At 33.5% G+C, this 22079-nt stretch carries 25 protein-coding genes; 14 read left to right on the top strand and 11 right to left on the bottom strand.

The genetic code is table 11. The features are described 5' to 3' along the window. Nucleotides 1-210: 210 nt before the first annotated feature. Nucleotides 211-1386, bottom strand: a complete 1176-nt coding sequence (locus V6M85_RS08695) for a cation:proton antiporter (RefSeq protein WP_338598849.1) — start codon at nucleotides 1384-1386, stop codon at nucleotides 211-213. A gap of 99 nt (nucleotides 1387-1485) precedes the next feature. Here V6M85_RS08695 and thsA point away from each other — a divergent pair, with 99 nt between their 5' ends. Both thsA and V6M85_RS08685 read left to right on the top strand, forming a co-directional pair. Then, complete coding sequence (gene thsA / locus V6M85_RS08690; protein ID WP_338604697.1) at nucleotides 1486-3096, top strand: thermosome subunit alpha; 1611 nt, start codon at nucleotides 1486-1488, stop codon at nucleotides 3094-3096. A 46-nt stretch (nucleotides 3097-3142) separates the two neighbouring features. Further along, complete coding sequence (locus V6M85_RS08685) at nucleotides 3143-4402, top strand: mandelate racemase/muconate lactonizing enzyme family protein (protein ID WP_338598847.1); 1260 nt, start codon at nucleotides 3143-3145, stop codon at nucleotides 4400-4402. On the opposite strand, the gene V6M85_RS08680 is transcribed toward V6M85_RS08685, so the two are convergent. Then, a complete protein-coding gene (locus tag V6M85_RS08680; RefSeq protein ID WP_338598845.1) occupies nucleotides 4390-5547 on the bottom strand; it encodes a 3-hydroxyacyl-CoA dehydrogenase in 1158 nt (385 codons plus the stop codon). The two genes, V6M85_RS08685 and V6M85_RS08680, sit on opposite strands and share 13 nt — an antisense overlap. A 442-nt stretch (nucleotides 5548-5989) precedes the next feature. Here V6M85_RS08680 and V6M85_RS08675 point away from each other — a divergent pair, with 442 nt between their 5' ends. Further along, nucleotides 5990-7174 carry an NRAMP family divalent metal transporter gene (locus V6M85_RS08675; protein ID WP_338598843.1) on the top strand — a complete coding sequence of 395 codons (1185 nt, stop codon included), beginning with the start codon at nucleotides 5990-5992 and terminating at the stop codon, nucleotides 7172-7174. Here V6M85_RS08675 and V6M85_RS08670 read toward each other — a convergent pair. Beyond that, nucleotides 7171-8043 (bottom strand): hypothetical protein, encoded by an 873-nt coding sequence (locus tag V6M85_RS08670; RefSeq protein WP_338598840.1) that lies wholly within the window; start codon nucleotides 8041-8043, stop codon nucleotides 7171-7173. The genes V6M85_RS08675 and V6M85_RS08670 overlap by 4 nt on opposite strands. A gap of 47 nt (nucleotides 8044-8090) precedes the next feature. Next, nucleotides 8091-8666 carry a hypothetical protein gene (locus tag V6M85_RS08665; protein ID WP_338598836.1) on the bottom strand — a complete coding sequence of 192 codons (576 nt, stop codon included), beginning with the start codon at nucleotides 8664-8666 and terminating at the stop codon, nucleotides 8091-8093. Between the two features lie 166 nt (nucleotides 8667-8832). Between V6M85_RS08665 and V6M85_RS08660 the strand changes: the two genes are divergently transcribed. After that, a complete protein-coding gene (locus V6M85_RS08660) occupies nucleotides 8833-9513 on the top strand; it encodes a hypothetical protein (RefSeq protein WP_338598834.1) in 681 nt (226 codons plus the stop codon). 17 nt (nucleotides 9514-9530) lie between these two features. Next, nucleotides 9531-10508, top strand: a complete 978-nt coding sequence (mvaD, locus tag V6M85_RS08655; protein ID WP_338598832.1) for a diphosphomevalonate decarboxylase — start codon at nucleotides 9531-9533, stop codon at nucleotides 10506-10508. Here mvaD and V6M85_RS08650 read toward each other — a convergent pair. Next, a complete protein-coding gene (locus tag V6M85_RS08650; protein WP_338598829.1) occupies nucleotides 10494-11465 on the bottom strand; it encodes a phosphomevalonate kinase in 972 nt (323 codons plus the stop codon). The two genes, mvaD and V6M85_RS08650, sit on opposite strands and share 15 nt — an antisense overlap. A 51-nt stretch (nucleotides 11466-11516) precedes the next feature. Here V6M85_RS08650 and V6M85_RS08645 point away from each other — a divergent pair, with 51 nt between their 5' ends. Both V6M85_RS08645 and V6M85_RS08640 read left to right on the top strand, forming a co-directional pair. Then, on the top strand, nucleotides 11517-12119 hold the full coding sequence (locus tag V6M85_RS08645; protein ID WP_338598826.1) for a hypothetical protein: 603 nt from the start codon (nucleotides 11517-11519) through the stop codon (nucleotides 12117-12119). Between the two features lie 59 nt (nucleotides 12120-12178). Then, nucleotides 12179-12469 carry a winged helix-turn-helix domain-containing protein gene (locus tag V6M85_RS08640; protein ID WP_338598823.1) on the top strand — a complete coding sequence of 97 codons (291 nt, stop codon included), beginning with the start codon at nucleotides 12179-12181 and terminating at the stop codon, nucleotides 12467-12469. Here the strand turns inward: V6M85_RS08640 and V6M85_RS08635 are convergent. After that, nucleotides 12449-12982, bottom strand: coding sequence for a hypothetical protein (locus tag V6M85_RS08635; protein WP_338598820.1), 534 nt, complete (start codon nucleotides 12980-12982; stop codon nucleotides 12449-12451). The genes V6M85_RS08640 and V6M85_RS08635 overlap by 21 nt on opposite strands. Before the next feature lie 92 nt (nucleotides 12983-13074). On the opposite strand from V6M85_RS08635, the gene V6M85_RS08630 reads away from it, so the two are divergent. Together V6M85_RS08630 and V6M85_RS08625 are read left to right on the top strand one after the other, a co-directional pair. Next, complete coding sequence (locus V6M85_RS08630) at nucleotides 13075-13683, top strand: hypothetical protein (protein WP_338598818.1); 609 nt, start codon at nucleotides 13075-13077, stop codon at nucleotides 13681-13683. Then, complete coding sequence (locus V6M85_RS08625) at nucleotides 13652-14872, top strand: glycosyltransferase (RefSeq protein ID WP_338598815.1); 1221 nt, start codon at nucleotides 13652-13654, stop codon at nucleotides 14870-14872. The genes V6M85_RS08630 and V6M85_RS08625 overlap by 32 nt, the downstream gene beginning before the upstream one ends. Here V6M85_RS08625 and V6M85_RS08620 read toward each other — a convergent pair. Then, nucleotides 14835-15794: a hypothetical protein gene (locus V6M85_RS08620; RefSeq protein ID WP_338598812.1), complete on the bottom strand. Its 960-nt coding sequence runs from the start codon at nucleotides 15792-15794 to the stop codon at nucleotides 14835-14837. The genes V6M85_RS08625 and V6M85_RS08620 overlap by 38 nt on opposite strands. A 45-nt stretch (nucleotides 15795-15839) precedes the next feature. Further along, nucleotides 15840-16058 (bottom strand): hypothetical protein, encoded by a 219-nt coding sequence (locus tag V6M85_RS08615; protein WP_338598809.1) that lies wholly within the window; start codon nucleotides 16056-16058, stop codon nucleotides 15840-15842. Between the two features lie 195 nt (nucleotides 16059-16253). Here V6M85_RS08615 and V6M85_RS08610 point away from each other — a divergent pair, with 195 nt between their 5' ends. The 3 genes from V6M85_RS08610 to V6M85_RS08600 are packed head-to-tail and all read left to right on the top strand — an operon-like array spanning nucleotide 16254 to nucleotide 17052. Next, on the top strand, nucleotides 16254-16514 hold the full coding sequence (locus V6M85_RS08610; protein WP_338598806.1) for an AbrB/MazE/SpoVT family DNA-binding domain-containing protein: 261 nt from the start codon (nucleotides 16254-16256) through the stop codon (nucleotides 16512-16514). Next, the gene (locus V6M85_RS08605) at nucleotides 16490-16870 is read left to right on the top strand and encodes a type II toxin-antitoxin system VapC family toxin (RefSeq protein WP_338598803.1); all 381 of its coding nucleotides are present in this window, start codon (nucleotides 16490-16492) and stop codon (nucleotides 16868-16870) included. Before V6M85_RS08610 ends, V6M85_RS08605 begins: the two co-directional genes overlap by 25 nt. An 11-nt stretch (nucleotides 16871-16881) precedes the next feature. Next, nucleotides 16882-17052 (top strand): hypothetical protein, encoded by a 171-nt coding sequence (locus V6M85_RS08600; protein ID WP_338598801.1) that lies wholly within the window; start codon nucleotides 16882-16884, stop codon nucleotides 17050-17052. 267 nt (nucleotides 17053-17319) lie between these two features. On the opposite strand, the gene V6M85_RS08595 is transcribed toward V6M85_RS08600, so the two are convergent. Both V6M85_RS08595 and V6M85_RS08590 read right to left on the bottom strand, forming a co-directional pair. Further along, entirely contained in the window at nucleotides 17320-18234 is a 915-nt protein-coding gene (locus tag V6M85_RS08595) for an NAD(P)-dependent oxidoreductase (protein WP_338604694.1), read from the bottom strand. A 197-nt stretch (nucleotides 18235-18431) separates the two neighbouring features. Beyond that, on the bottom strand, nucleotides 18432-19394 hold the full coding sequence (locus V6M85_RS08590) for an alpha/beta hydrolase (RefSeq protein ID WP_338598798.1): 963 nt from the start codon (nucleotides 19392-19394) through the stop codon (nucleotides 18432-18434). A 52-nt stretch (nucleotides 19395-19446) separates the two neighbouring features. Here V6M85_RS08590 and V6M85_RS08585 point away from each other — a divergent pair, with 52 nt between their 5' ends. Continuing rightward, the gene (locus V6M85_RS08585) at nucleotides 19447-20544 is read left to right on the top strand and encodes an S-methyl-5-thioribose-1-phosphate isomerase (RefSeq protein ID WP_338598796.1); all 1098 of its coding nucleotides are present in this window, start codon (nucleotides 19447-19449) and stop codon (nucleotides 20542-20544) included. A gap of 43 nt (nucleotides 20545-20587) precedes the next feature. Next, the gene (locus V6M85_RS08580; RefSeq protein ID WP_338598794.1) at nucleotides 20588-21562 is read left to right on the top strand and encodes a stage II sporulation protein M; all 975 of its coding nucleotides are present in this window, start codon (nucleotides 20588-20590) and stop codon (nucleotides 21560-21562) included. On the opposite strand, the gene V6M85_RS08575 is transcribed toward V6M85_RS08580, so the two are convergent. After that, a complete protein-coding gene (locus V6M85_RS08575; protein WP_338598791.1) occupies nucleotides 21559-21966 on the bottom strand; it encodes a hypothetical protein in 408 nt (135 codons plus the stop codon). The genes V6M85_RS08580 and V6M85_RS08575 overlap by 4 nt on opposite strands. Nucleotides 21967-22079: the final 113 nt, after the last annotated feature.

Genomic DNA, 22079 nt, shown 5'->3' with positions numbered 1-22079 from the left:
TTATCCTTTCCAATCCCATTAGTAGGATAATCCCACTCACCCTTTGAGAAAACCCCACATTTTGTTTTAATCCCATTTAGAAACCTTATTACTTCCCTTTAAAGAATGTCGTTCCTTTTTAAATTTCGAAAGTATTATTATATATAATTAATTCATAAATGACGCATATGAAATTCAATGAGACCAAGATCAATTTTAACTGAAAATAAATTATGGATGGTTAGTCCTTTTTGCCAAAACTTTAAACAATATACTACCCATTAACGTTGTGAGTAATGACATAAATACTATACCTTGGAATTCAATTTGGTTTAGTACACCTATCGACATACCTAAAGACGCTATAACTAATCCCGTCTCACCCCTAGGTATCATTCCTATAGCTATAGCATTCGCAGACCTTATGTCTCTGAGATAAATTAAAGCGAATGGAAACACACCTATCCATTTTAGTAATGATGCAATTCCAGTAAGTTCTAAAGATAATATCAGCGTATTAATATTTAACTCTAATACATTAACTTGAGCACCTACTGTAACGAAAAATAACGATCCAAAGATACTTAATAATGTGTTGCTAATCTGTATTATTTTAGGACTCTTTGAACTATTAGCCAAGGAGACTCCCGCAATAAATGCAGAAATTATTGGAGAATACCCCAATGAGACCATAATTAGGGTTAGACCAAAAAGAACCACAAATGGAAATTCTTCTATATATTTGTCACTTAATCGGTTAGCTACTTTAGGTATAACAATAACCGATATTATCAAAATCACAGCCCAAATTACAATTAAACTGATTACTTTCAAGCCTAGTGATTCAAAGCTCACTGAATTGCCTTGTAGAAGGACAAGTACTATTGACAACAGTATTAAATCTACTACATCGTCAACTGCTGACGCGGAAACAAGAAAATTGATATCCTTTCCCTTAAGTTGCTCTTCCTCTATTATTGCCACTACCGCTGCCAAACTTGTGGCTCCCATTGAGGCACCTAACATTAATGCGGAATCATCGCCGAATTTTGGAGAGTAAATATAGAACGAAACAAGGAAAGGTAATAAAGCTCCAAAAGTTGCGCCTAAAAATCCCAATATGCCTGCAGACTTTATCGGTGCAAGACCATGCTCTAAACCCGAAGCAAATATAAGTAATATTACAGAAAATTCAGCAAGAAATTGAACGTAAACATCTATGCTTATTAAGGGAAATCCAACTAATTCATTAATCACATAGCCTAGAGCATAAGGACCTATTGCAATTCCAGTTAATATTTCACCTACAAGTCCAGGCAGATTATATTTGCTAAGTAATGACCTAATGGTCTCAGCTACCAATATAAAAAGGGATATATCAAATAGTGCTATGAGGGCTTCCTCCACGGTGTAATAAAATATAGCTTTCCTTAATAAAAATTGCCTTTTGGATAAACAAAAACTTTATACTGTTCTGAATGTAGTAGAGTTGGAGTGAAAGAAAATATGGCGTATTTACTAAGAGAAGGAACTCAAAGATCTACTGGAAATGAGGTAATACTAAACAATATAGCAGTAGCTAAAATATTGCTAGAAATGTTAAAATCAAGTCTTGGTCCTAAGGGCTTAGATAAAATGCTAGTAGAAGGGCAGGATATAACAATAACTAATGACGGCGCAACAATAGTTAAAAACATGGAAGTACAGCATCCAACTGCTAAATTGCTCATAGAAACCGCAAAGACTGTTGACACTGAAGTAGGAGACGGAACTACATCCGTAGTAGTGCTAGCCGGATTATTACTTGAAAAAGCAGAGGACTTACTAAATCAAAAGATTCACCCAACGATAATAATTGAAGGGTATAGAAAAGCGTTGAACAAATCCTTAGAATTATTGAAGGATATCTCTGACAAAATTAGCCCAGAAGATAAGAAAATAATTCACGACTTGGTATATACCACACTTTCAAGTAAGTTCTTCTCTACTGAGAAAACACTAGAAAAGATAATATCGTTAGTAATAGATGCATCATTGGCTGTATTAGATAAGAGAAATGGAAATTATGATTTAGATATCAAGAATATAAAAATAGTGAAAGTTAATGGAGGAGAATTCGATGACAGTGAGTTAGTTAATGGTATCGTGCTCGATAAAGAGCCCACTAATGACAACATGCCGAAAAGATTAGAGAACATAAAGGTAATGCTAGCCGACTTTCCGTTAAAGCTAGAAAAGACTGAAATTAGCATGAAATTGGGAATAACTGACCCCACACAAATAAAGGGGTATCTAGACGAGCAAACAGCATATGTCAAACAAATGGTGGATAAAATAAAGGCACTAGGTGTTAAACTATTTGTTAGTCAAAAGGACATTGATGAGATAGCTTCATATTTATTAGCAAAAAGTGGAATAATTGCGCTAAAGAACGTGAAGAGGAGTGATATAGAGCTACTAAGTAGAGCAACGGGAGCCAAAATTGAGAGCAGTATGAAAGACGTAAATGAGGGAGATCTAGGAGAGGCTAAATTAGTTGAGGTCAGAAACATGGGCAAGAATAAGTACTTGTTCATCCAGTCGGATAAAGCTAAAGCAGTAACTGTGATAATAAAGGGTTCTAATAATATGGTAACTGATGAAGCAGAGAGGAGCTTAAATGACGCCTTTAATTCCGTTAGAAACGTATTATTGGAACCATATGTTGTAGCAGGTGGTGGAGCAGTAGAGGAAGAGTTAGCTAAGAGATTAAGAGAAAACGCTGGGAAGATTACGGGGAAAGAGCAATTAGCTTTTAACGCATTTGCGGACGCTCTAGAGGAATATGTTTCAATATTATCTGAGACTGCTGGAATGGACCCCATAAGCACTCTAACAGAGATAAAGCATAAACACGCTAATGGGTTAAAGAACGCTGGTATAGATATTATAAATGCTAGGGTATTTGATAACATGTTAGACCTTAAAGTTATTGACTCATTAAAGGTCAAGGAGCAAGTATTAAAGAGCGCCACAGAGGCTGCCACGGCAATTTTGAAAATTGATGATATGATTGCAGCTGCTCCTGCTAAGCAACAGCCTCAAGAACAACAACCACCTAATCCGTATTTAGGTTAAAAGGTTAAGATATGACTATTTTATTTTCGATCTCCTATATTCATTTATGGAGTTAAAAATTACGGATTTCAAAGTTTTCGTTGCACAAGCAAATTTTGAATGGGTTTTCGTTAGAATATACTCTAAGGATTTGTATGGTACTGGCGAAGGTGGTCCTGCACCAGGATTAAAAGGTATGGAAAGCGAATTCAGACAGTTGCTTATTGGTGAAGATGCGTTCAAAATAAATAGAATAATGGAGAAACTCAGATATGCTACATTGTATTCTGGAACCACAGTTTACCATCTAATTTCAGCCATTAACATAGCACTATATGACTTGATAGGAAAATATCTGAATCTTCCAATTTATAAATTACTAGGTGGAGACAGAACAGAAATACCGGTTTATGTTGATGCCCATGGTGGAAAAGGATTAGAAGCTATGAACGCTTTGCATCTGCCAGTCAACTTACCTTGGATTAAGGATGCGGAAATGGAAAGAAATAGGCTAATTACGGTTAATAATCCTATACACGGTAGGCTATCAATGGAGAAGTGGAATGAAGATTACTCTCCAGAATCATACGCTAAAAGAGCTATGAAAATGAAGAATGAAGGTTATAGAGCTATGAAATTTGATTTAGATGTTCCTACTCCTTATATAGATTTAAGGAGGATTAGGAGTGGTGACTTATCACTTAAAGATATTAATTACATGGCTGATATCGTCAAGGCTGTTAGGGAAGCAGTAGGTGATGAGGTTGACATCATGTTTGATTTACACTGGAGATATAATTTAAATACAGCCATTAGGATTTGCAAATCCCTAGAGCCATATAGGTTAAGATGGTTAGAAGATCCTACACCAGCAATTATGGCAGTTTCAAATTACGATGAGCTAAAACTATTGACCTCACAGTGTTCAGTACCGATAGAGACTGGAGAAAATCTCTACACTGTATATCAGTTTAAGGATTTATTAAATACTGGAGTTAGAGTTTGGGCTCCAGATATAGCTAAAACCGGAGGAATAACTGAGGGAAGAAAAATTGCTGAATTGGCATCAATGTATGACATAGAGTTTTCTCCCCACAATATTGCATCTCCTATAGGTACAATGGCTCATGCTCATGTTGGTTCCATTGCAAATACTTTCGGTTTTGTTGAATTTCATGGTCATGATGTGCCGTTCTGGAATGAGATAGTCAAACCTAAGAGAAAAATTATAGAAGATGGTGTGATTAAGCTAACTGACGATCCGGGATTGGGAGTAGACTTAGATGACGAGGTAATGAAAAAGTATTGGTCTGATTATGATTTATAAAACTTACCATTATTTTTTACTAGTTCCTCTATTAAATTATTTGGTTTATATGCCTTATATCCCTTAGAGTATATGTCTACTAAATGCTCATAAATATTCTTAATACCCAATTCATCTGCCATTTCCATCAATCCTTTAGGAAAGTTAAACCCATAAATCATTACTGTATCTATATCCTTGGCATTTACTATTCCGTTCTGTATTAACCAAGCTCCCTCATTTACTGCTAATGATATAAGCCTAGCTGGATCAACTTTACTATCAGTTGGTAATTCTACTTTCTTATATTTTCCTGGAGAGGGATAAGTGTAGAACCCCTTTCCACTCTTAACTCCCAACTCTTTCATTTCAACTTTCTTTTGATACAAGGTACATTTCACATCTTCTGCAGTACCACTACTAATTATTACTTTCCATAAGTCCACAGCAACGTCTAAACCAACATAATCAGATAACTCGAAAATACCCATAGGCAACTTCAGTTTATATCTTGCGCAACTGTCCACTTCCTCTATGGTAGCCTCTTTGCTCTCCACTTCTCTGCAAGCCTCTTGCATAAGCCTTAAGAATATTCTATTACTCACAAAACCTGGCACTTCGACTTTTAGCCTTACTGGGATTTTGTTCATCTTTTTCGCTAGGTCTAGTGTCATACTAATGGTTTCATCTGATGTATATTTACTCGGAACTATCTCCACCAGTTTCATGATTGGTGGAGGATTGAAGAAATGCATTCCAATTACCTTGTCCTTTCTCTTTGTAGCTTCAGCTATCGTTGAAATAGGAATAGACGAAGTATTAGATGCTAATATTGCGTGACTAGGAGTTATATTATCTAACTCCTCGAATACCTTTTTCTTAAGCTCTATTATTTCTGGTACAGCTTCTATAACAAAATCAGCATCCTTCATTGTTTCATAGGATACTGAGAATTCAATTCTGTTCATAATTTCTTCCGGTTTCTCACTTATTTGCTTCTTTTCATATAGTTTATTTAAAGAATCGATTATCTTATCCTTTGCTCGATTTAAAAAATCCCACGAAATGTCTACTATACTTACTCTGAATCCAGCAATAGCCGAAACTTCAGCTATACCATGACCCATAGTTCCTGCTCCAACTACGCCTATCTTTTTTATCATCATAGTATATACACTCATCAAGAAATTAAAGAAATACCTATATCTTTTTAGGATCAACTAAAGGCATGTTTAGTTCGTATCCTATCATAAAGGTTCTCGAAATTCCATTAGAAAATTCAGTAATCAAAAACGCAAATAGAGTGAAGTTACCTTCAAGACAAGCTTGATAATTGTTATTGGCTTACATTCAAGTGATGTTCTATTTGTAATTCGGAATCGATGATGGGGATTTACTCTTCAGCGGTGAGGAAGTTAGTATGAGCTTATCCTTAACATATTGATTGTTTAACCATGCGCATCTAATTAGTAAGATGATGATCCTAAAATGCAATATTTACGTGAACGACTAAATTTGCATAATACTATCGTAAAAACGCAATAAATAAAATATATGCATTTACGATTAGGCGTAAAGTATATATAATGAAAAAATCGATAATACCATGTGAGTATAAAAGAGATTGTAAAATTATTCGGCCCTGCATGGATAGTAATGATGGCTGACGTTGATGCCGCAAGCGTTTTAACTGGTGTGGCTAATGGGCAAGAATACGGATACAAGTTAATATGGTTACTATTACTTTTAATAATTCCACTTTACGTTATTCAAGAGGCGGCCGGAAGATTAGGTGCAGTAAATAACGGCAAAGGACTAGGGGAGATAATCAGAGAAAAATTTTCCGGTAAAACTGCGTTATTAGCTTCACTTTCAATGTTTGTCGTAGATCTATTTACTTATGTTGTTGAATATGTTGGGATTGCAGTAGGTGGATTAGTGTTGGGAATACCACCATATATTAGCCTTCCAATTTTCTTTATACTCCACGTAACCGTAATATCTACAAAAAGATATGAAAAAATTGAAAAATTTCTTATATCGGTATCACTGGTAATGATTTTTGCGTTCATAGTGCAAGCTATTTTGAGGGGAATAGTAACTAACCAAAGCATCTTCTACATTTCCACATCAAAGTCTTTCACATTTCTCGTTGCGGCCAACATTGGAGCAGTAATAATGCCCTTTATGATATTCTATCAAGCTTCAGCAACTTCTTATAAATATCAAGACTCTTACTCGTCACTGGAGAATAAAGTGAAATGGTCCTCTGCAGAGACCTTGATTGGAGCTTTAGTTTCAGAGCTCTTAATGGTAGCCATAGAAATGGCAACAACTGGGTTATCTCCTTCTGTTGATCCACTGAATTATAAAGAGATGTCCTATGCGTTATCCTTAATTTCTGGTCCATATTCCCCTTATATTTTCGGAATAGGTCTCATAAGCTCAGCTTTCCTAGCGTTAATAGTGGAATCATTGGGAAGTGTATGGGGAACTTTAGAATCCTTGGGCAAGAAGGATTTCAGAAGCTTCCTATCACTTTACCTTGCAGAGTCAATTCCAGCATTGATAATTGTTCTATTGTTTACCAATAATTACGATAATGTAGTTAATTTTGCTCTTACTTTGATGTCCATATCGCCATTTGTTCTTGCGATTCCCGCAATATTAGTTGGGATACTGGTTAGAGATAGGAATATTATGATGGATTATGCATATGGAAAAGGTAGAATGGTAGTCTATTGGATTACCTTAGTATTAATAATAATGGGAGGAGTAATCGCTATAATCTAACTACCTTTCCACATTTTCAAGGAGGAGACGAAGTCATTTATTGCGTATCTGCTTTTCCAACTTAATGGATAAACAAACTTAATGTATTGAGACGAGGTGTAGTCTAAGCTGAGCATCTCTTCATCGTTTAACGCTATTCTAATCTTTTTACTGTCAACCTCAATCTCTAATTTTCCCGCCTCTTCTTTGCTCTCTAAGAATTCAAATCCTTTGTCATATCTTATCATTAAGAACTTGTCAAGTGTTTTAACATTACCATCAATTACTATATTACCTGAACCCAATACGATATAGAATAGCCACAGTTTTATTATACTCAATGTTTGATCTATGCTTTTCACACTATAAGCCTCATCTCCAAAAGAAGTACAACCTCTAAGCGCTATGCATATTTGTTGACCGTAAAAGTATGCTGTATCATTAGCCCATTCTGAATGCTTCTCTATCGATCTATATAATGGCTCTATATGTACATAATATTGAGGATCTATTTCAATCACCCTAGATGGAGGTAAATATTTTATAACATCTGAAGGCAAATTGAGAAATGTTACGAAGCTTGGATAAGAACCAGTCCAGATGGAATAAGTCTTTTCCGATACTTTTCTAATTTCTTTAAATGGTTGTGCCTTATAAACCAATTTGTATAGATTTTCGGACATCATTGAATCTAGTTTACTTAATACTAAAGCCCTAAAAGATGGAGTTATTGCATTTATATATGGTATGATATCGTTTTCTCTTTTCACTCTCTTCACGATACCGTTTTTTATGATGTAAACTTCATTATCATCACTTATCTGAACTTCAATTTCACATTGTGAATTTACTAGTCCCTTTTTCCACTTTATACACTGTCTATATACCACATTTAGAATAGAGCTAAATCAAGTATTAAAACGTTATATAAAAATGTTTACGGCTTTTCTAAATATTTAAACGAAACTAATGCTAATTCTTTAGCATGCTTTATATTGTTCAAGCTAGTTACTATTGATATTATTAGTGTCCCCAATGCCAACCCCGAAAATATGAACGCTATATTAATAAAGTTCAGTAATAAAAATAATGCAGAAAGAAAGAGAAGAATTACAGATAATTTATTTTCATTACTTGATTGTATAGTCGCATTCTTTAATTCTTGAGATAAGAAAATTATTCTATCTACATTCCTAATTTTGTTATTCAGCATATCTATAAGATCTTTCAACCCATCCCAATTAGTTGAAATGTAATTTGCTATATCCTCTACTTTTATATTAAGAGGCTTAGATATCACCGTACCTTCGATAAGTGTGGAAACTTTATCAGAAGATAAAAGTTGAATTAGTGAAAGTAGTGCTTCAAGCTTAGCTATAAAAAGAACTTTTTCTAGATCTTTAAAAAGATTGGGCAACTTAGATTGAACGTAAAAATGCAATATGGTAGCGATAATTAACAGAAAAGACGACGTCAGAATTACCTCCATAAATATTATTTTGTCATCTATCATGTTCCTTCACTTATCACGTCTCTGCAATGTTATTAACTGCTTATATTTTATATGAAAGACAAGTAAATAAATATGTACTTTCTATGCATCCTTATATTGCATATAAAACTAATTTTAATGTATTACAAACAATCCACTTTATATTTTCAAATACCTATCATTACTTGTGAAAAAGGAATTCATTGATAAGTATATTATATTAACTGATAAAGAAAACCAAAATGACCTTAGTGCCTTAGTTCAAGTACTTAAAAAATACGACGTCAAAGCTTACAATTATAAAGTTGAATTTATACGAAATAAAATAAATATTAGAGTTATGAAGGGAAATGCAATATTGAATCTAGCTAATTTAAGTATAGACGAATTAGAGAATATACTAAAGTATTCGGAGGATTTATATACAAGTAGGTTTAAAATTGAGTTTCATAATTTACCATCCAGAAGAGATATTTTAGATAGATTAGAAATTACACAACTTCCTTATTCAGAAGTTCACGTATTTAAGGATAAGGTCAAGATAAAGACAGAAACTGGTTTTATCTTTGAAGACGATCACACTCTGGAAGCTACTTACTATTTAAGTCTAATTTTAGATAAGATAAATTTGAAGCCATTCAATATAGGTAGAATAAGAAAAGTCAATAACATGCACGCTTTATTGCTACTTAAATATTATGGTATAAGAGATTTAGAACTTATAGAAAAGTTAATTGAAAAGGGATGTAAGGTTCAAGATAATAAAATTATAGTCGGAGACGTTATCGTAGACGAGAGAGGTATATTTAAGGGTGAAGGAAAAGGTTCTAAAAGGGATTTATACGATCTAGTTAAAGTTAATAAGTAATAGTATAGTTTAAAATCGTGTTAAATTCGGTAACAGTTTCCGCACCATCTAACATAGCCATAATAAAGTATTGGGGAAAGAGAGGAGACGAGAATCTAAATCTGCCCCTTAATAGTTCATTATCCATAACTCTTGATGATCAATTATCGGTAATCACTAAGATAAGTCCAAATGATAAGGACATTATAATTGTGAACGATAAGGTTCTATCAGATGAAGAGGTCAGAGAATATGGAGGAAGGGTCATAGATACCTTTAGAAAACTTATAGGAAAGGACTTTCATGTTAAGGTTGAATCGAAAGCAAAATTTCCAGTTAACGCAGGATTAGCGTCTTCCGCAGCAGGTATAGCAGCATTGACGTTTGGCCTAAATGAACTATTAGAGTTGAATCTCTCATCAGAGGAACTCTCTAAAATAGCAAGATTAGGATCAGGAAGTGCTTGCAGAAGTATGTTTGGTGGGTTTGTAATGTGGAATAAGGGCGAAAAGGATGACGGTAGCGATTCGTATTGCTATCAAATATTTCCAAGTAATCACTGGAGAGAATTGGTTGATATCATAGCCATAGTGAGCGAAAAGGAAAAGAAAGTTTCTTCAAGAAGAGGTATGATAAGGTCTGCAGAGACTTCGACATTAATGGAATGCAGACTTAGATTCATAGAGAAAACATTAAATGAAGTGATAGATGCAATTAGAAGTAAGGATGAGAAGAAGCTCTTCTACTATACAATGAGACATAGCAATAGCATGCACGCAATAATATTGGATAGTTGGCCATCGTATTTCTATCTTAGCGAGGTTTCAATAAGGATAATGGAATGGATACAAGATTACGGTAACGCTGGATATACGTTTGATGCTGGGCCTAACCCCCATATTTTAACTACTGAGAGATACGTTAATGATATTGTAAAATTTTTAGAATCGTTAAATATCAGAAGGATAATTGTATCAAAAGTTGGGGAAGGTCCAAGAGTATTAAGTAGAGAATAGTAATTTCAAACCATCGTCTTCTTTTACGTCTATTATGTAAATCCCTTTTTTTCTCCACGCTTCTCTGACCTTATCTAAATTCTCTCCTAACGCGAAAATAGAGTCTCCTCCACCAGCTCCAGGCGATAACGCTATTAATGCTCCTTCATTTTCTGCTATCTTTATGAGCTCTTCTTCATCCTTACTAACTAATTTGACTCCAATGATACGTTCAGCTAAGTAGTTCAGATACTTCCTGCCTAATCTGACATGTTCAACAGCCTCATCCATTTTGCTCAGCTTTATGAGCTTAATAGCCATGTTATTTTCGTCATCAATTAACCTCATCATCTCTTTAAAATCTTCTAGATAACTTTTTTCTACGAATTTTCTAACCAAACCTACAGTCTCAGAACTTCTTCCCGTGAATCCCAGTATCATATCATAGTTACCCAGATTCAATTTCTCATGATAGAAGTCCATTTTCTCGATATCAGTAAATCTTTTGTAAACTATACTACCAAACACCGCTGACGCGATGTCAAACCCACTACCTATTCCTCTCTGTCTTTTATAATTAGCTATTTGAGCTAATTTATGAATCTCGAACAAGTCTAACTTACCTTTGAGAACATAATATAAGCAAGCAGTTAACGCAACTGTAGAAGCAGAAGAACTGCCTAAGCCCGTTTTTTTACCATCTATAATGAATTCCTTATCATTATATAATTCAATTTCATAGCCTTGAGGTAATTCCAATCTCTCCCTAAAAGTATCAAGAACGGAATTAATCAACGCATTTCCAGTATTTTTAAAATCACCATAACTAGTATGAAATATTAGACTTCTCTTATCATTTATTTCCTTAATAGAACAATTTACTCTCTTGTTAACCGCTATCACGTGGGAAATCCCGCCAAAGACTACACTGTAACTCCCTATCCAAAGTATCTTACCTGGAGCACTAACCCTTATCACATTCCATATTGTCTTATTAGCTTTTTAATCTTTAACTATAAAGTGTTGTTAATGGACTTTCTAAGTAAGAGAGAGAGATTAGTATTACTGGCAATAGCTCAAGCGGGTCCTAGTGGAGTAACTTATTCGCAAATGTCAACGCTAAATTACGTTTTATCTAAAGAATCTATACAGAAAACTATTGAGGATCTTTATTTGAAAGGTTACATTAACGTTTTGAGAGATGGAGACGAGGTAAGATACATAGCTACAAAAAATGTGAGGAACTCAATTATTAATTTAGAATTTCATAAATATAAGCTAATTAAAAATCTTAATGAGTTAAAGAAAAAAGTCGAAGAGATAAGTAAAATGGAAAAACAACAACAAGCTGTTGCGTTTAAAGGCGTTTTAAAGGATCTATTTTCCTCTATTTCATTTTCAATATTATCATTAATGGACGAATTTCCAGCCTTAACGTTGCCAGAGTATTTAGATGTGCTGGAAGGTTTAAATAAAGAATTTTTATCTAAGCTTACTCCATTAATACAAGAATCCATGAGTGAGGACGAGATTAATACCTTTATATCATTAGTAAGTAAGTATAGAGGAGAGAAAGAGGCCGAAGAAATCAAGACTACGTTGCAGAAATTAAGTGAGAAAAACAAGCAATAAAAGCAAAGTGTATTACTACGATAAAAAATATAAATGATGAAACGTATATGATAGATGCAATGAGAAGAAGTAGAGACGAGATAATAGGGGACATATTAGAAGCGATAGATAATAATATCAATAGAATATCAAGTATTATGAAGAATGTCAATCTTGGTGCTTCTCTCGCAAAGAAATATTTATCAATGCTAGAGAGTGAAGGGCTTATTCAAGATGTAAATGGGGAATATAAGCTGACGGATAAAGGAAGAAAAATTCTTCAACAAATGAGAAATTTGAGAAAATTACAATTAGAATTAGCTACTGTTATATATGAAATAAGAAAAGAATTAGTTAATAACGAGAAGTGAAATCAAGTAAGTTATAGTAACTATGGCAATAATTCCGTCAACGAACTTATATATTCTCTTAGGTATGAGATTAAGTATGGCTAAGGCTGATATTGAAAATATTGATGCTAATATGAAAGCTAAAATTATCTCCGCAGAGTATATCAAATTGTAATCCGTTGAAGCTAAGACTATAACTAAAACTTTAGTTGGAGTTATTACAAACGCTCCTTGTAGTAAACCAGCCTTATTTGCACCTATATCAAATTCTTTGTCTAGAATCACTTCAATGAGTAGTAGGATTGAGAATATTATACCAATAATATCTGCTATAAATTCAAAAATTCTGTTGCTACCTATAAATATCACTATAGGTATCGCAATTATGAGAAATCCTGCAGAATGAGATAACGCAAATTCAACGATCTTCCGTTTACTCTTTAAGAGCCTAGCAGTTGCTACATGATCTGGTTCAATTCCGTGTGAAAGTCCCAGTAATAGTGACAACAGTAATGCGTCCACATTCAATTTCATGTGAAGGATTAACTATATATCTTGTTGACACCAACGCTCTATAACAGTGGTAAAATTAATTTTTTTGTGGAAGAAAAATGAGGGTTTAGAAGATGAAATTCATAATAGAACATTTAGACAATTTAAGTAAGTGGATAATAACTGAGTACAAACATTGTTATGAAATAGCTAAAAGAGAGGGTGTTGATTTATTAATAACTGGAGTTAATATCGATGGATTACCCTCAAGCGAGAAGAGATTTCATGAGATTGTTGATGTTAAAAAAAGTATAATATTAGATCCAAAAGCAGAGGAGCAACTTGTTCCAGAGGACTTTAATTACACAGACGTGATAGTGATCGGAGGAATTTTAGGAGATCATCCGCCCAAAGGCAGAACTAAAACGCTTTTATCAGATAGATTTCCTGAGGCTAAAAAAAGAAATATTGGCAAGATGCAATTCACCATAGATGGAGCGTTATATGTAGCGATTCAAGTAATGAAAGGTAAAAGAATTCAAGATATTCCAGTCATATTTGGGTTGAAAATAATTACCGAACTTAAAGGTATAAAGGAGGAAATAGTCCTACCTTTCGCATATCCTATAGTTAACGGAATGCCTTTAATATCTCATGAACTAATTAAATACCTAGTAGGTAATAGGCAATTTTCATTAAAGTGGGGAGAGTATGAAGATATTAGCGATTGGCAACGTGTTTAATCCATCTGGAGTATCAGTACATATAATTAACGTGTTAAAGGAATTAGTAAAGATGGGAGATGAGGTAACGCTTTACGTTCCCTCATTTCTAGTGAGAAATAATGACGAAATATTAAAGGATTTGGAGAAAGCTCACGTTAATGTTTATCACTCAGTCTACGAGGTTAAGGAAGGAGAGAAGACAAGTACTTTATCGTATTTTATTAAATCTCATACTGTTTATCTACGATGGAACGATTTAGGAGAGGATATAAAGTATATTGATGGATTAAAAGAGATAAAACCAGACGTTATTTACGATATGCATGAAGATTCCATAACACTCAGATTATCTTATCATATAGCTAGAAAAATTGAAAGACCCCTAGTGAAGCTTCTACATGATGAGCCTTTCAGGAATTCCTTTGGAAGAGGCTATAGGAAATTCCTAGGTGTTAAAGGTTTAGCTTACGATACGTTAATGTGGGTATTCTATAAATTTGACAAAATGGCGTTTATACGCTCAATAAACGATGGTATATTGAAAGGAATTGCAGGCGTTTCTAAGGCTCCATTTTATCTCTCGCGAATTGATGAGATAGCTAAAGGTTTAAGGTTAAGAGTATATGAAGTTGGTAATGCATTTAATAAAGAGATTATATATAAATATAGAAGAACTAAAGGTAAAGAAAATTACGCCGTATTCTACGCTAGACTAGTACCACAAAAAGGTATTAGAGAACTACCAAAGATTGCAGGGCTCTTAGATGAGAAGATAATTGTATTTGGTAAATTTTTTAATGAAAGAGATAAGCGTCTTTTAACCTCAAATCCTAAAATCGAATATAGAGGATATAGGCCAATAGAGGAGGTTTACGATACAGTAGGTAGAGCAAAAGTACTAATTTATCCTTCTCATCAAGACGGTTTTTCATTAGTTGCACTGGATACGTTAGCTTTAGGTACTTCAATAGTCGCTTATGATATTCCCGCAATGAGGTTTGTCTTCTCTAATTTAAAACCAGTAAAAATAGTGAAAGAATACGATGTAAAGAGTATGGCGCACACGGCTAACTCCATTCTAAAAATGAAAGATGAGGAGTATGAAAGTGAACATAGTGAAGATAACGTAAGGAAGTTTTTAGAACTACACTCTTCATGGGCTAACGTTGCTAAGGAGACCCACGACTTTCTTTCTGAATTCTTATGAATTTCATTGAAAGTCCCAATTTTATTGAAGTTAAATAGAAGTTGTCCTTTAATAGATAGAGGAAATAGAGAACAGCGATAATCCATAAGATTCCAGACATTTCCAGATTTATAGTACGTAAGATATATGAAAGTGCAGAAAGGGTAGTTAGAGCTACAACTCTATTGTAGTTATACCTACTAGTAGAGTAAATAATACATGAGAAGAATAGCGGGGACATTATTCCTAAAGTAAAAGCGTGAATGTAATCCTTAAAGTAAAGTGAAAGTAGAGGGACAATTATTATTGATAAGAGAGTTGAAAACGCACTTAAATTTCTAACTGTCATTATTTTTCTATATATTACTAGGAAATAAATTATCCCAATAAAGGGAAATATTAAGGGAAAGAAATATGATAGTAGCACTATAAGGAAGATTGGGATTTGATAAACTCCGAATATAGGTCTCGTTCTCAGATTGGCTGAAAAAACACCAACGTTTACTCCTAAAATGTAAAGAAGTAAAGGTACAATTAAGGTCCAAAAGTTAGGGTAAAATATCCACGCAATTATCGATGCGAAAGGTGATGATAATACTAACGCATTAACCGGAAATTTACTACCGTATTTTTTCATATCTCTTAAAGCCCATATTTCAGTTACCGACAAACATACCGAAGCGATTATCTGAGAATAATGTATTGGAATTGCTAGGAAGATTAATGACGCTATATGTAAGGGCAAGTAATTCTTAGCTGGGAAGAAAAGTCTCTGTATCATGCCGAAGTATAGAGCATAGGCTCCAATTAGCATAAAGTACGGATGGTAAGGTAAATTGAGAATTATCGATAAAGCACCTAAAGCCCAGTATATAACTGCTAGAAATATAAAAGGTATGTTAACTCCCCACGGTTCTATTTCCTTTATATCTTTTTTCTTCATATGTATTTATTTCATTCCATAACTAAAAAGAGTAAGGCTTATAGATTAGGTGTTGTTTTCGGCAATACTTTTATAATTGGCACGTAAATATTTAGCCAAGTATATTGCATCTGTATCTAAGTAGCCTGCAAGCTTAACTAACGTTATATCGGGATTTTGTTTAATTACTTTGACAATATTTCTTAACCTATAGGGTAAATTACTATCTTCGTCTGTGGTTAAAGCCCACTCTTTAAATCTTATCCAAAATTTAGCATAGTTCATAAATAATTATCTGTTATTCAAAACATTTTTAAGGATTTTTGCAATGGTAGTTGAGCCAATTGAGCTTATAGGAAAAAATGTTGAATCTTTTCATAATATTGTTATATAGATGTAAAAATGTGTTATATAAAAATGCTGAAAGTACAGGATATGATTTAACGTAAAGTATTTAACTGTGGGAAATAAAGTTCACTTATGGAATATGAAGTGAGAGTTGATGAGAAAGGGAGAATATTAATTCCTAAGGAGGTAAGAGATAAGCTGAATTTATCTTCAAAAGTCAAGTTAATTGTCGAAGATGATAAGATTATCATAAAGAAGGTTGATAAGGAAAAAATACTTGAAGAATTTGCTGGTAAGTTTAAAATTAATTGGAATAATATTGATCTTGAAAAAGTATATAAAGAGGCTGTTGATGAGAGGAGTAAAAAATGGATAAGAGATATTTTGACGTAAATGTTTTTGTATATTTCTTAACTTCACATCCTCAATTTTTTGAACGAGCTAAAAGGTGGTTAATGGAAACTGATGAAATTTATATAAGTGAGCTTACAATCTTTCAACTTGTAATTATTCTAAGTAAATTAACTGGAAAGAGAGAAGATGAGATCTTTAAAGAACTCGTAAACTTTTTGTATAATTTGAGGGTTAAGTTTATTCATCTAGAGGCTGAAGATCTTCCTAAGGTTATTGAAATATCAGAGAAAAATAAACTTGATTTTGAAGATTCTATTCATTATTATCTTTCTACTAAGGTTGGCGAATTAATTAGTAATGATAAAAAACTAATGAGACTAGGAGCTAAGTTCTAGTTATTCCCGAATTGTTCGTTCATTATCCCTTTAAGGCAATTTTTATACATCATACTCAACTTGATCCTTATGAGGCTATGGATCCAGCAGGATTGGTTCAAGTGGATTATGAACCTTTAGAACCTATTCCTAATATAGGAGCATTAAAAAAGGAGGAGAAGTTTACATATTTGATGAATTAAAGACTAATGTCGTAAGAGAGCAAACTTTTGAATTTGGAATAGTGTAAACTCAAGGAAAATATCTTGAGATTGATTCATATTGGTCAAAAAGTAGTGGTAATACATTTGGTGTTATAGTTTATTCAAGAAACTGTTACCTATAAATTTTATATCAAATCAGCAAGCCCTAATCCATGGAGTTCATTGAAGTTATTACAAACCAATTTCTGCTTCCATTTGGGCATTATCTACATTATTAAGATTATATCATATTTAGATGAAAATATGCTATGTAATTATCCCATAATACTTAGCCATCTCTTTAAAAGTCTCTATTCTAACATCTTCTGGCGTATAACCTAATTCTCTTTCAGCCTTTGCATATGAGTATATTAACTGCCTTGAAAGAACATCATAAGCCATCTTTAGGATTTCATGAGCAGATCTAAAAGGTTCTAAGATTTTTACGTTGAATGGAATCCAGCCTTTTATCTCCCTATTTATGGCTTTAGAAGCATCTAAAAAGAGGCTTGTTAGACTACTTGGCTCTCTATCAGTTATATAAAAGTAATCATTTCTCTTGTATTTGCAACTCAATTCTATAGCCTTTGAGGTATTTATTGTAGATACAACGCTGAAAAGATTATCATTTTTTATACCCACGCCATGTGATACTAACCACATGAAAATCCTCCACATCATAATCCTACTATAAGGACCGTAAATTATGGGGAAACGAAGTATTGCGTAATTGGGAAAAGTAGCAATTCTTTTCTCTCCTTCACATTTGGTAATGCCATGAAGAGTGTTTGGATTTAATCCTAGGCAATGTGAGGATTCCTCAACAATAGGTCTCTCTTTTGCATCTATGTTTTCAGAAACTCCAATACTACTAATATAAATGAACTTTCCAGAATTTACTCTGAAAAATTTCTGACCAATTTCATATGGCAATCTAACCTGTAAATAATCAAATTCCTTAGGATCTTTCGCCCACATTGCGCCTATAAAGTAAACTAAGCAATCGACATCCTTCAAATAATTTTCATACGATAAAATTATGTTTGCTCCAATTTCTTGTAAAGCTTTTGCGTATTGATTCATACTTCTAGCATAGACTAAAACTTCGTGTCCCTTATTTATCGCATATCTTACAAAGTTGCTTCCTACAAATCCTGTACCACCTAAGGTTAAAATTCTCATCATATATCTATCCTTTTTATAGGTTAAAAGTAATTAATCTTAGATTTTTAACGAGAGGTTAAATTAAAGAGACCTCTTTACAAAGAATTTTGACTCTCTTTCTCTCCACAATTCATCATAAATTATATTAGTGTTAATGCTTAATGCGTCGCAGTTGTACAGATTACGAGGTTAAGAGTATATCTTTTTCATGTGAGTTATTGATACTGAAAAGTCTTTTCTAACAAACTTACCGATATATCGTATCTATACGATGTATTAAGGTGACCATCGTTAAATTCCTCATAATAATGGGGTATACCATATTTTTCCATTTTCTTATGTAAAATTCTACTACCGTATTGTATATTGAACTCATCTTTCTTTCCAACATCAATAAAAATTAGTTTTAGTTTTCTCAAATTATCTACGTAATTATCAATCATTCTTACCGGATCTTTCTCTATCCACTTCTTCCACACGCTTTCATTAATTTCCCCCGTTTCTACGTCAAAGGGCAATTCAAAGTCCTCTCCATTGGGAGAATAAAAAGCGGACATGCCAATTACGTTTAGCGTTATTAGATCCTCTCTGTGATGCTTATTCTCCTTTTTCCAATAATTCTCTAACCACTCTCTGTGATTTTTGAATTTCCTAAGTTGTTCAATAGCTTTAGGAAATGTAGGCAAGTATACATACTCGAAATAGGCATCCCCTGCGTGATCAGCTATGGCTTTAATCAAATTGGGATATTTCATGCCTAGATATAATGCACCATATCCTCCAGAAGAGTGACCAAAGATTCCTATATTATCACTCTTAAACTCGTCCACTAAATACGGTATTAGTTCCTTTATAAGGAAATCCTCATACATACCTACTGCTGTGGAATTTATGTATTGATTTCCACCAACTTTAGTGAACATGTCAGGAAGAACTATTATTGAACCTTTAATTTTTCCCTCACGTTCTAATCTCTCAAGCCTACTTTTCATATCCTCTCCAAATGGGTTATAATTTAGTTGTGTAAGAGAAGATGAGAGATAGCCACTGAGGTGTATTAAGATTGGTCTTCCTTCAGGATTATCGGGAGAAATTATTCCTACTTTTCTCTTGTAAGGATCCCTTAATGGATTATCCCTTAGCAGATCACTTTCAAATTCGATAACTGATAATTTCACGATATTCTTTACCTTACTTAAGCTTTAAATCTTCTTTCCTTCATTATATCATATGAAATTAACAGTAAAGGAAGTAAAGGAAATTTTCAAACCTAAATTATTACCAATAATTTGGAGGGATGAAACTAATACTCTAACAATTTTAGATCAATCCTTATTACCATTTCAGACAGTTTACGTTGATTTAAAAGACGTTGAAACTACTGCATCAGCTATAAAAAACATGCAAGTTAGAGGCGCTCCAGCAATAGGTATAACTGCGGGCTATGGAATGGTGCTAGCACTGAGAAATGACAGAATACAGAATTTAAATGACGCGTTAAAAGAGTTAACTAGGGCTAAGAGCATTTTAGATTCAGCTAGACCCACAGCAATTAACTTAGCATGGGCTACTTCTAGAATGTTAAACTTTGCTAAAAACGCAATAGAAAATGGCGAGGCAAAAAGTCTAAATGAATTAATTCACCTAATGAAGATCGAGGCTAAGAGAATCTTCGATGAGGAATATGAAGCTGAAATACTAATGGGGCTTTATGGCTTGGAGAAAATCAATAACGGTGATACAATATTAACTCAATGCAACGCTGGAGGTTTAGCTACGGGAACTGGTTTAGGTACTGCATTGGCTCCAGTTAAGTTAGCAAAGGCCTTAGGAATTGATGTGTCAGTAATAGCACCTGAAACTAGACCTTGGCTACAAGGTAGTAGGCTTACAGTTTACGAGTTAATGGCAGAGGGAATAAAGGTTACTTTGATAACTGATACCGCTGTAGGATTAGTAATGTATAAGGGCATGGTAAATGGGGTTATGGTAGGAGCTGATAGAATATTGAGGGATGGGCATGTATTCAATAAAATAGGTACTTTTAAGGAAGCAGTAATAGCTCATGAGCTAGGAGTACCATTTTACGTACTAGCACCAACTTCAAGTTTCGATCTTAAGAGTGACGTTACTGATATAAAAATTGAAGAAAGAGACCCCAATGAGGTTAGAACAATTAAGGGAATCCCAATAGCTCCAGAAAACGTTAACGTTTATAATCCTGTATTCGATGTTACACCTCCAAAATACATTACTGCAATAATAACTGAGAAGGGAATAATTTATCCGCCATTTAATGAAAATGTCAAAAAAATTGTTGAAAGGTAAAGTTAGGAAAAGGAATTTAAATGCCGAATCCGAATTAACCTTAATGAGAGAGCTAACAAAAATTATTTTAATCGTATTTGTGGTCGAGGTAGTATTGTTCCTAATAGCGTCAGCCATACCGCAGAACAATCCTTCATTGGTTTCAGAATTTAATAACACTGAGAGTCAGGTCTTAAACGAGTCGTATTTAGGTAAAGTATTTCAGATATTCACTCATAATTTAGGAGTAGCAATGTTGGACTTCATTCCAGCAGCTGGATTAGCAGTTTTAGCGATAAGTATCTATTCTACTGGAATGGTACTAAGTGCATTTTCGGCTAGTGTTAACGTCCCTGGTATATTAGCAGCCTTAAGTTTAATGACATTACCTCATTCTTGGCTAGAATTACCTTCTTATGCAGTAGCTGCTTCAAGTGGGTTGTACATAATAATTAAGCCTAGAGAATGGATTAGGGGGCTCTTAACTCTCATAATTGTACCCATAGAACTCTTTCTAGCAGCTTTAGTGGAATCTGGAGAATTTTACGTTAGTAATCCCTATCTGTTCTGGTTATACTCATTACCTGCATTTGTATTCTTATACTTTCTTTATGAATTTTTGCAGAAAAAGGCAGACGGTTACATTAAAGTGCCTAGTCAGCAGATAGCGATGCAATCTACTCAACAACAACCTATCCAACTACAACCCTCATATGCGGATTATATCTCTAAGTATAACCAAAATTGGAACACTGCAAGTTACTTCGAAAGTCAAGGAAATTTAGTTGAAGCAATGAGATATTACTGGGAGGCGATATTTTATCTAATAGCTGCAGTCGGAGTTAAACTAAATATGCCTACATATTCTAAGGAGGATTATGATAACATAATTAGAGCAGTAGCTAATAGAGTGGGAAATCCCCAATTGTATGATATATATAATGAAGCATTTAAAATTAGAGTTGAAAATAGGTTAAGCGATTTCGCTATATTTAAGAGCTACTTGTTTGAATTAGCTAGATATCTAAACATGATCTAGCTTATTACATTCTGACTTATTACCTCTATACCCATTTTCACAGCAATCTCATAATACTTTTTAGGTATTGTGTACGCCACTAAAAAAGATCTTACATCTTTTGAGAACTTGTTCTTCAAAATTTTTTCTCTTATCAGTAGCTGTTCTATACTTGAATAGTCAGCATAATTTTTTGCTAAAAACAAATAAATTTCGTTATTATCTTCATAATACATTATCGGAATAGCATATCCTACTCGCAAGATTCCCAAATCATCCACTAAATATTCTCTCCTTATTTTACCTAACTTAACTCCCTTATTTTCTAATTGTTGTTTAAACATATTTATTATTAAGTATTCAATCTCTTCTTCCTTTCTTGACATGTCAGTGAGAAATTTTAATACTTGATCTTCAAGACTCATAATATATTATTGATACTCTCCTTATTAAAAATAATTTCAAAAACACAGTTGCATACACTTGTACATAGATGTGGGAAAGATTACATATCATCTTTTTAAGTAAAAATTAAAAT

Source organism: Sulfolobus tengchongensis (assembly GCF_036967215.1).
Lineage (GTDB): Archaea > Thermoproteota > Thermoprotei_A > Sulfolobales > Sulfolobaceae > Saccharolobus > Saccharolobus tengchongensis_A.
Note: the sequence above shows the minus strand (reverse complement) of the source record. Positions and strands in the feature narration are given on the sequence as shown.

Excerpts from the sequence above, each read along its gene's own strand:
- thsA (WP_338604697.1), top strand. The coding sequence starts at position 1,486 with ATGGCGTATTTACTAAGAGAAGGAACTCAAAGATCTACTGGAAATGAG.
- V6M85_RS08585 (WP_338598796.1), top strand. The coding sequence starts at position 19,447 with ATGAAATTAACAGTAAAGGAAGTAAAGGAAATTTTCAAACCTAAATTA.
- V6M85_RS08685 (WP_338598847.1), top strand. The coding sequence starts at position 3,143 with ATGGAGTTAAAAATTACGGATTTCAAAGTTTTCGTTGCACAAGCAAAT.
- V6M85_RS08635 (WP_338598820.1), bottom strand. The coding sequence starts at position 12,982 with ATGAAATTGAATGTGGACGCATTACTGTTGTCACTATTACTGGGACTT.
- V6M85_RS08580 (WP_338598794.1), top strand. The coding sequence starts at position 20,588 with ATGAGAGAGCTAACAAAAATTATTTTAATCGTATTTGTGGTCGAGGTA.
- V6M85_RS08575 (WP_338598791.1), bottom strand. The coding sequence starts at position 21,966 with ATGAGTCTTGAAGATCAAGTATTAAAATTTCTCACTGACATGTCAAGA.
- V6M85_RS08640 (WP_338598823.1), top strand. The coding sequence starts at position 12,179 with ATGAGAAGAAGTAGAGACGAGATAATAGGGGACATATTAGAAGCGATA.
- V6M85_RS08630 (WP_338598818.1), top strand. The coding sequence starts at position 13,075 with ATGAAATTCATAATAGAACATTTAGACAATTTAAGTAAGTGGATAATA.
- V6M85_RS08595 (WP_338604694.1), bottom strand. The coding sequence starts at position 18,234 with ATGAGAATTTTAACCTTAGGTGGTACAGGATTTGTAGGAAGCAACTTT.
- V6M85_RS08605 (WP_338598803.1), top strand. The coding sequence starts at position 16,490 with ATGGATAAGAGATATTTTGACGTAAATGTTTTTGTATATTTCTTAACT.
- V6M85_RS08645 (WP_338598826.1), top strand. The coding sequence starts at position 11,517 with ATGGACTTTCTAAGTAAGAGAGAGAGATTAGTATTACTGGCAATAGCT.
- V6M85_RS08680 (WP_338598845.1), bottom strand. The coding sequence starts at position 5,547 with ATGATGATAAAAAAGATAGGCGTAGTTGGAGCAGGAACTATGGGTCAT.
- V6M85_RS08610 (WP_338598806.1), top strand. The coding sequence starts at position 16,254 with ATGGAATATGAAGTGAGAGTTGATGAGAAAGGGAGAATATTAATTCCT.
- V6M85_RS08625 (WP_338598815.1), top strand. The coding sequence starts at position 13,652 with ATGAAGATATTAGCGATTGGCAACGTGTTTAATCCATCTGGAGTATCA.
- V6M85_RS08620 (WP_338598812.1), bottom strand. The coding sequence starts at position 15,794 with ATGAAGAAAAAAGATATAAAGGAAATAGAACCGTGGGGAGTTAACATA.
- V6M85_RS08615 (WP_338598809.1), bottom strand. The coding sequence starts at position 16,058 with ATGAACTATGCTAAATTTTGGATAAGATTTAAAGAGTGGGCTTTAACC.
- V6M85_RS08665 (WP_338598836.1), bottom strand. The coding sequence starts at position 8,666 with ATGATAGATGACAAAATAATATTTATGGAGGTAATTCTGACGTCGTCT.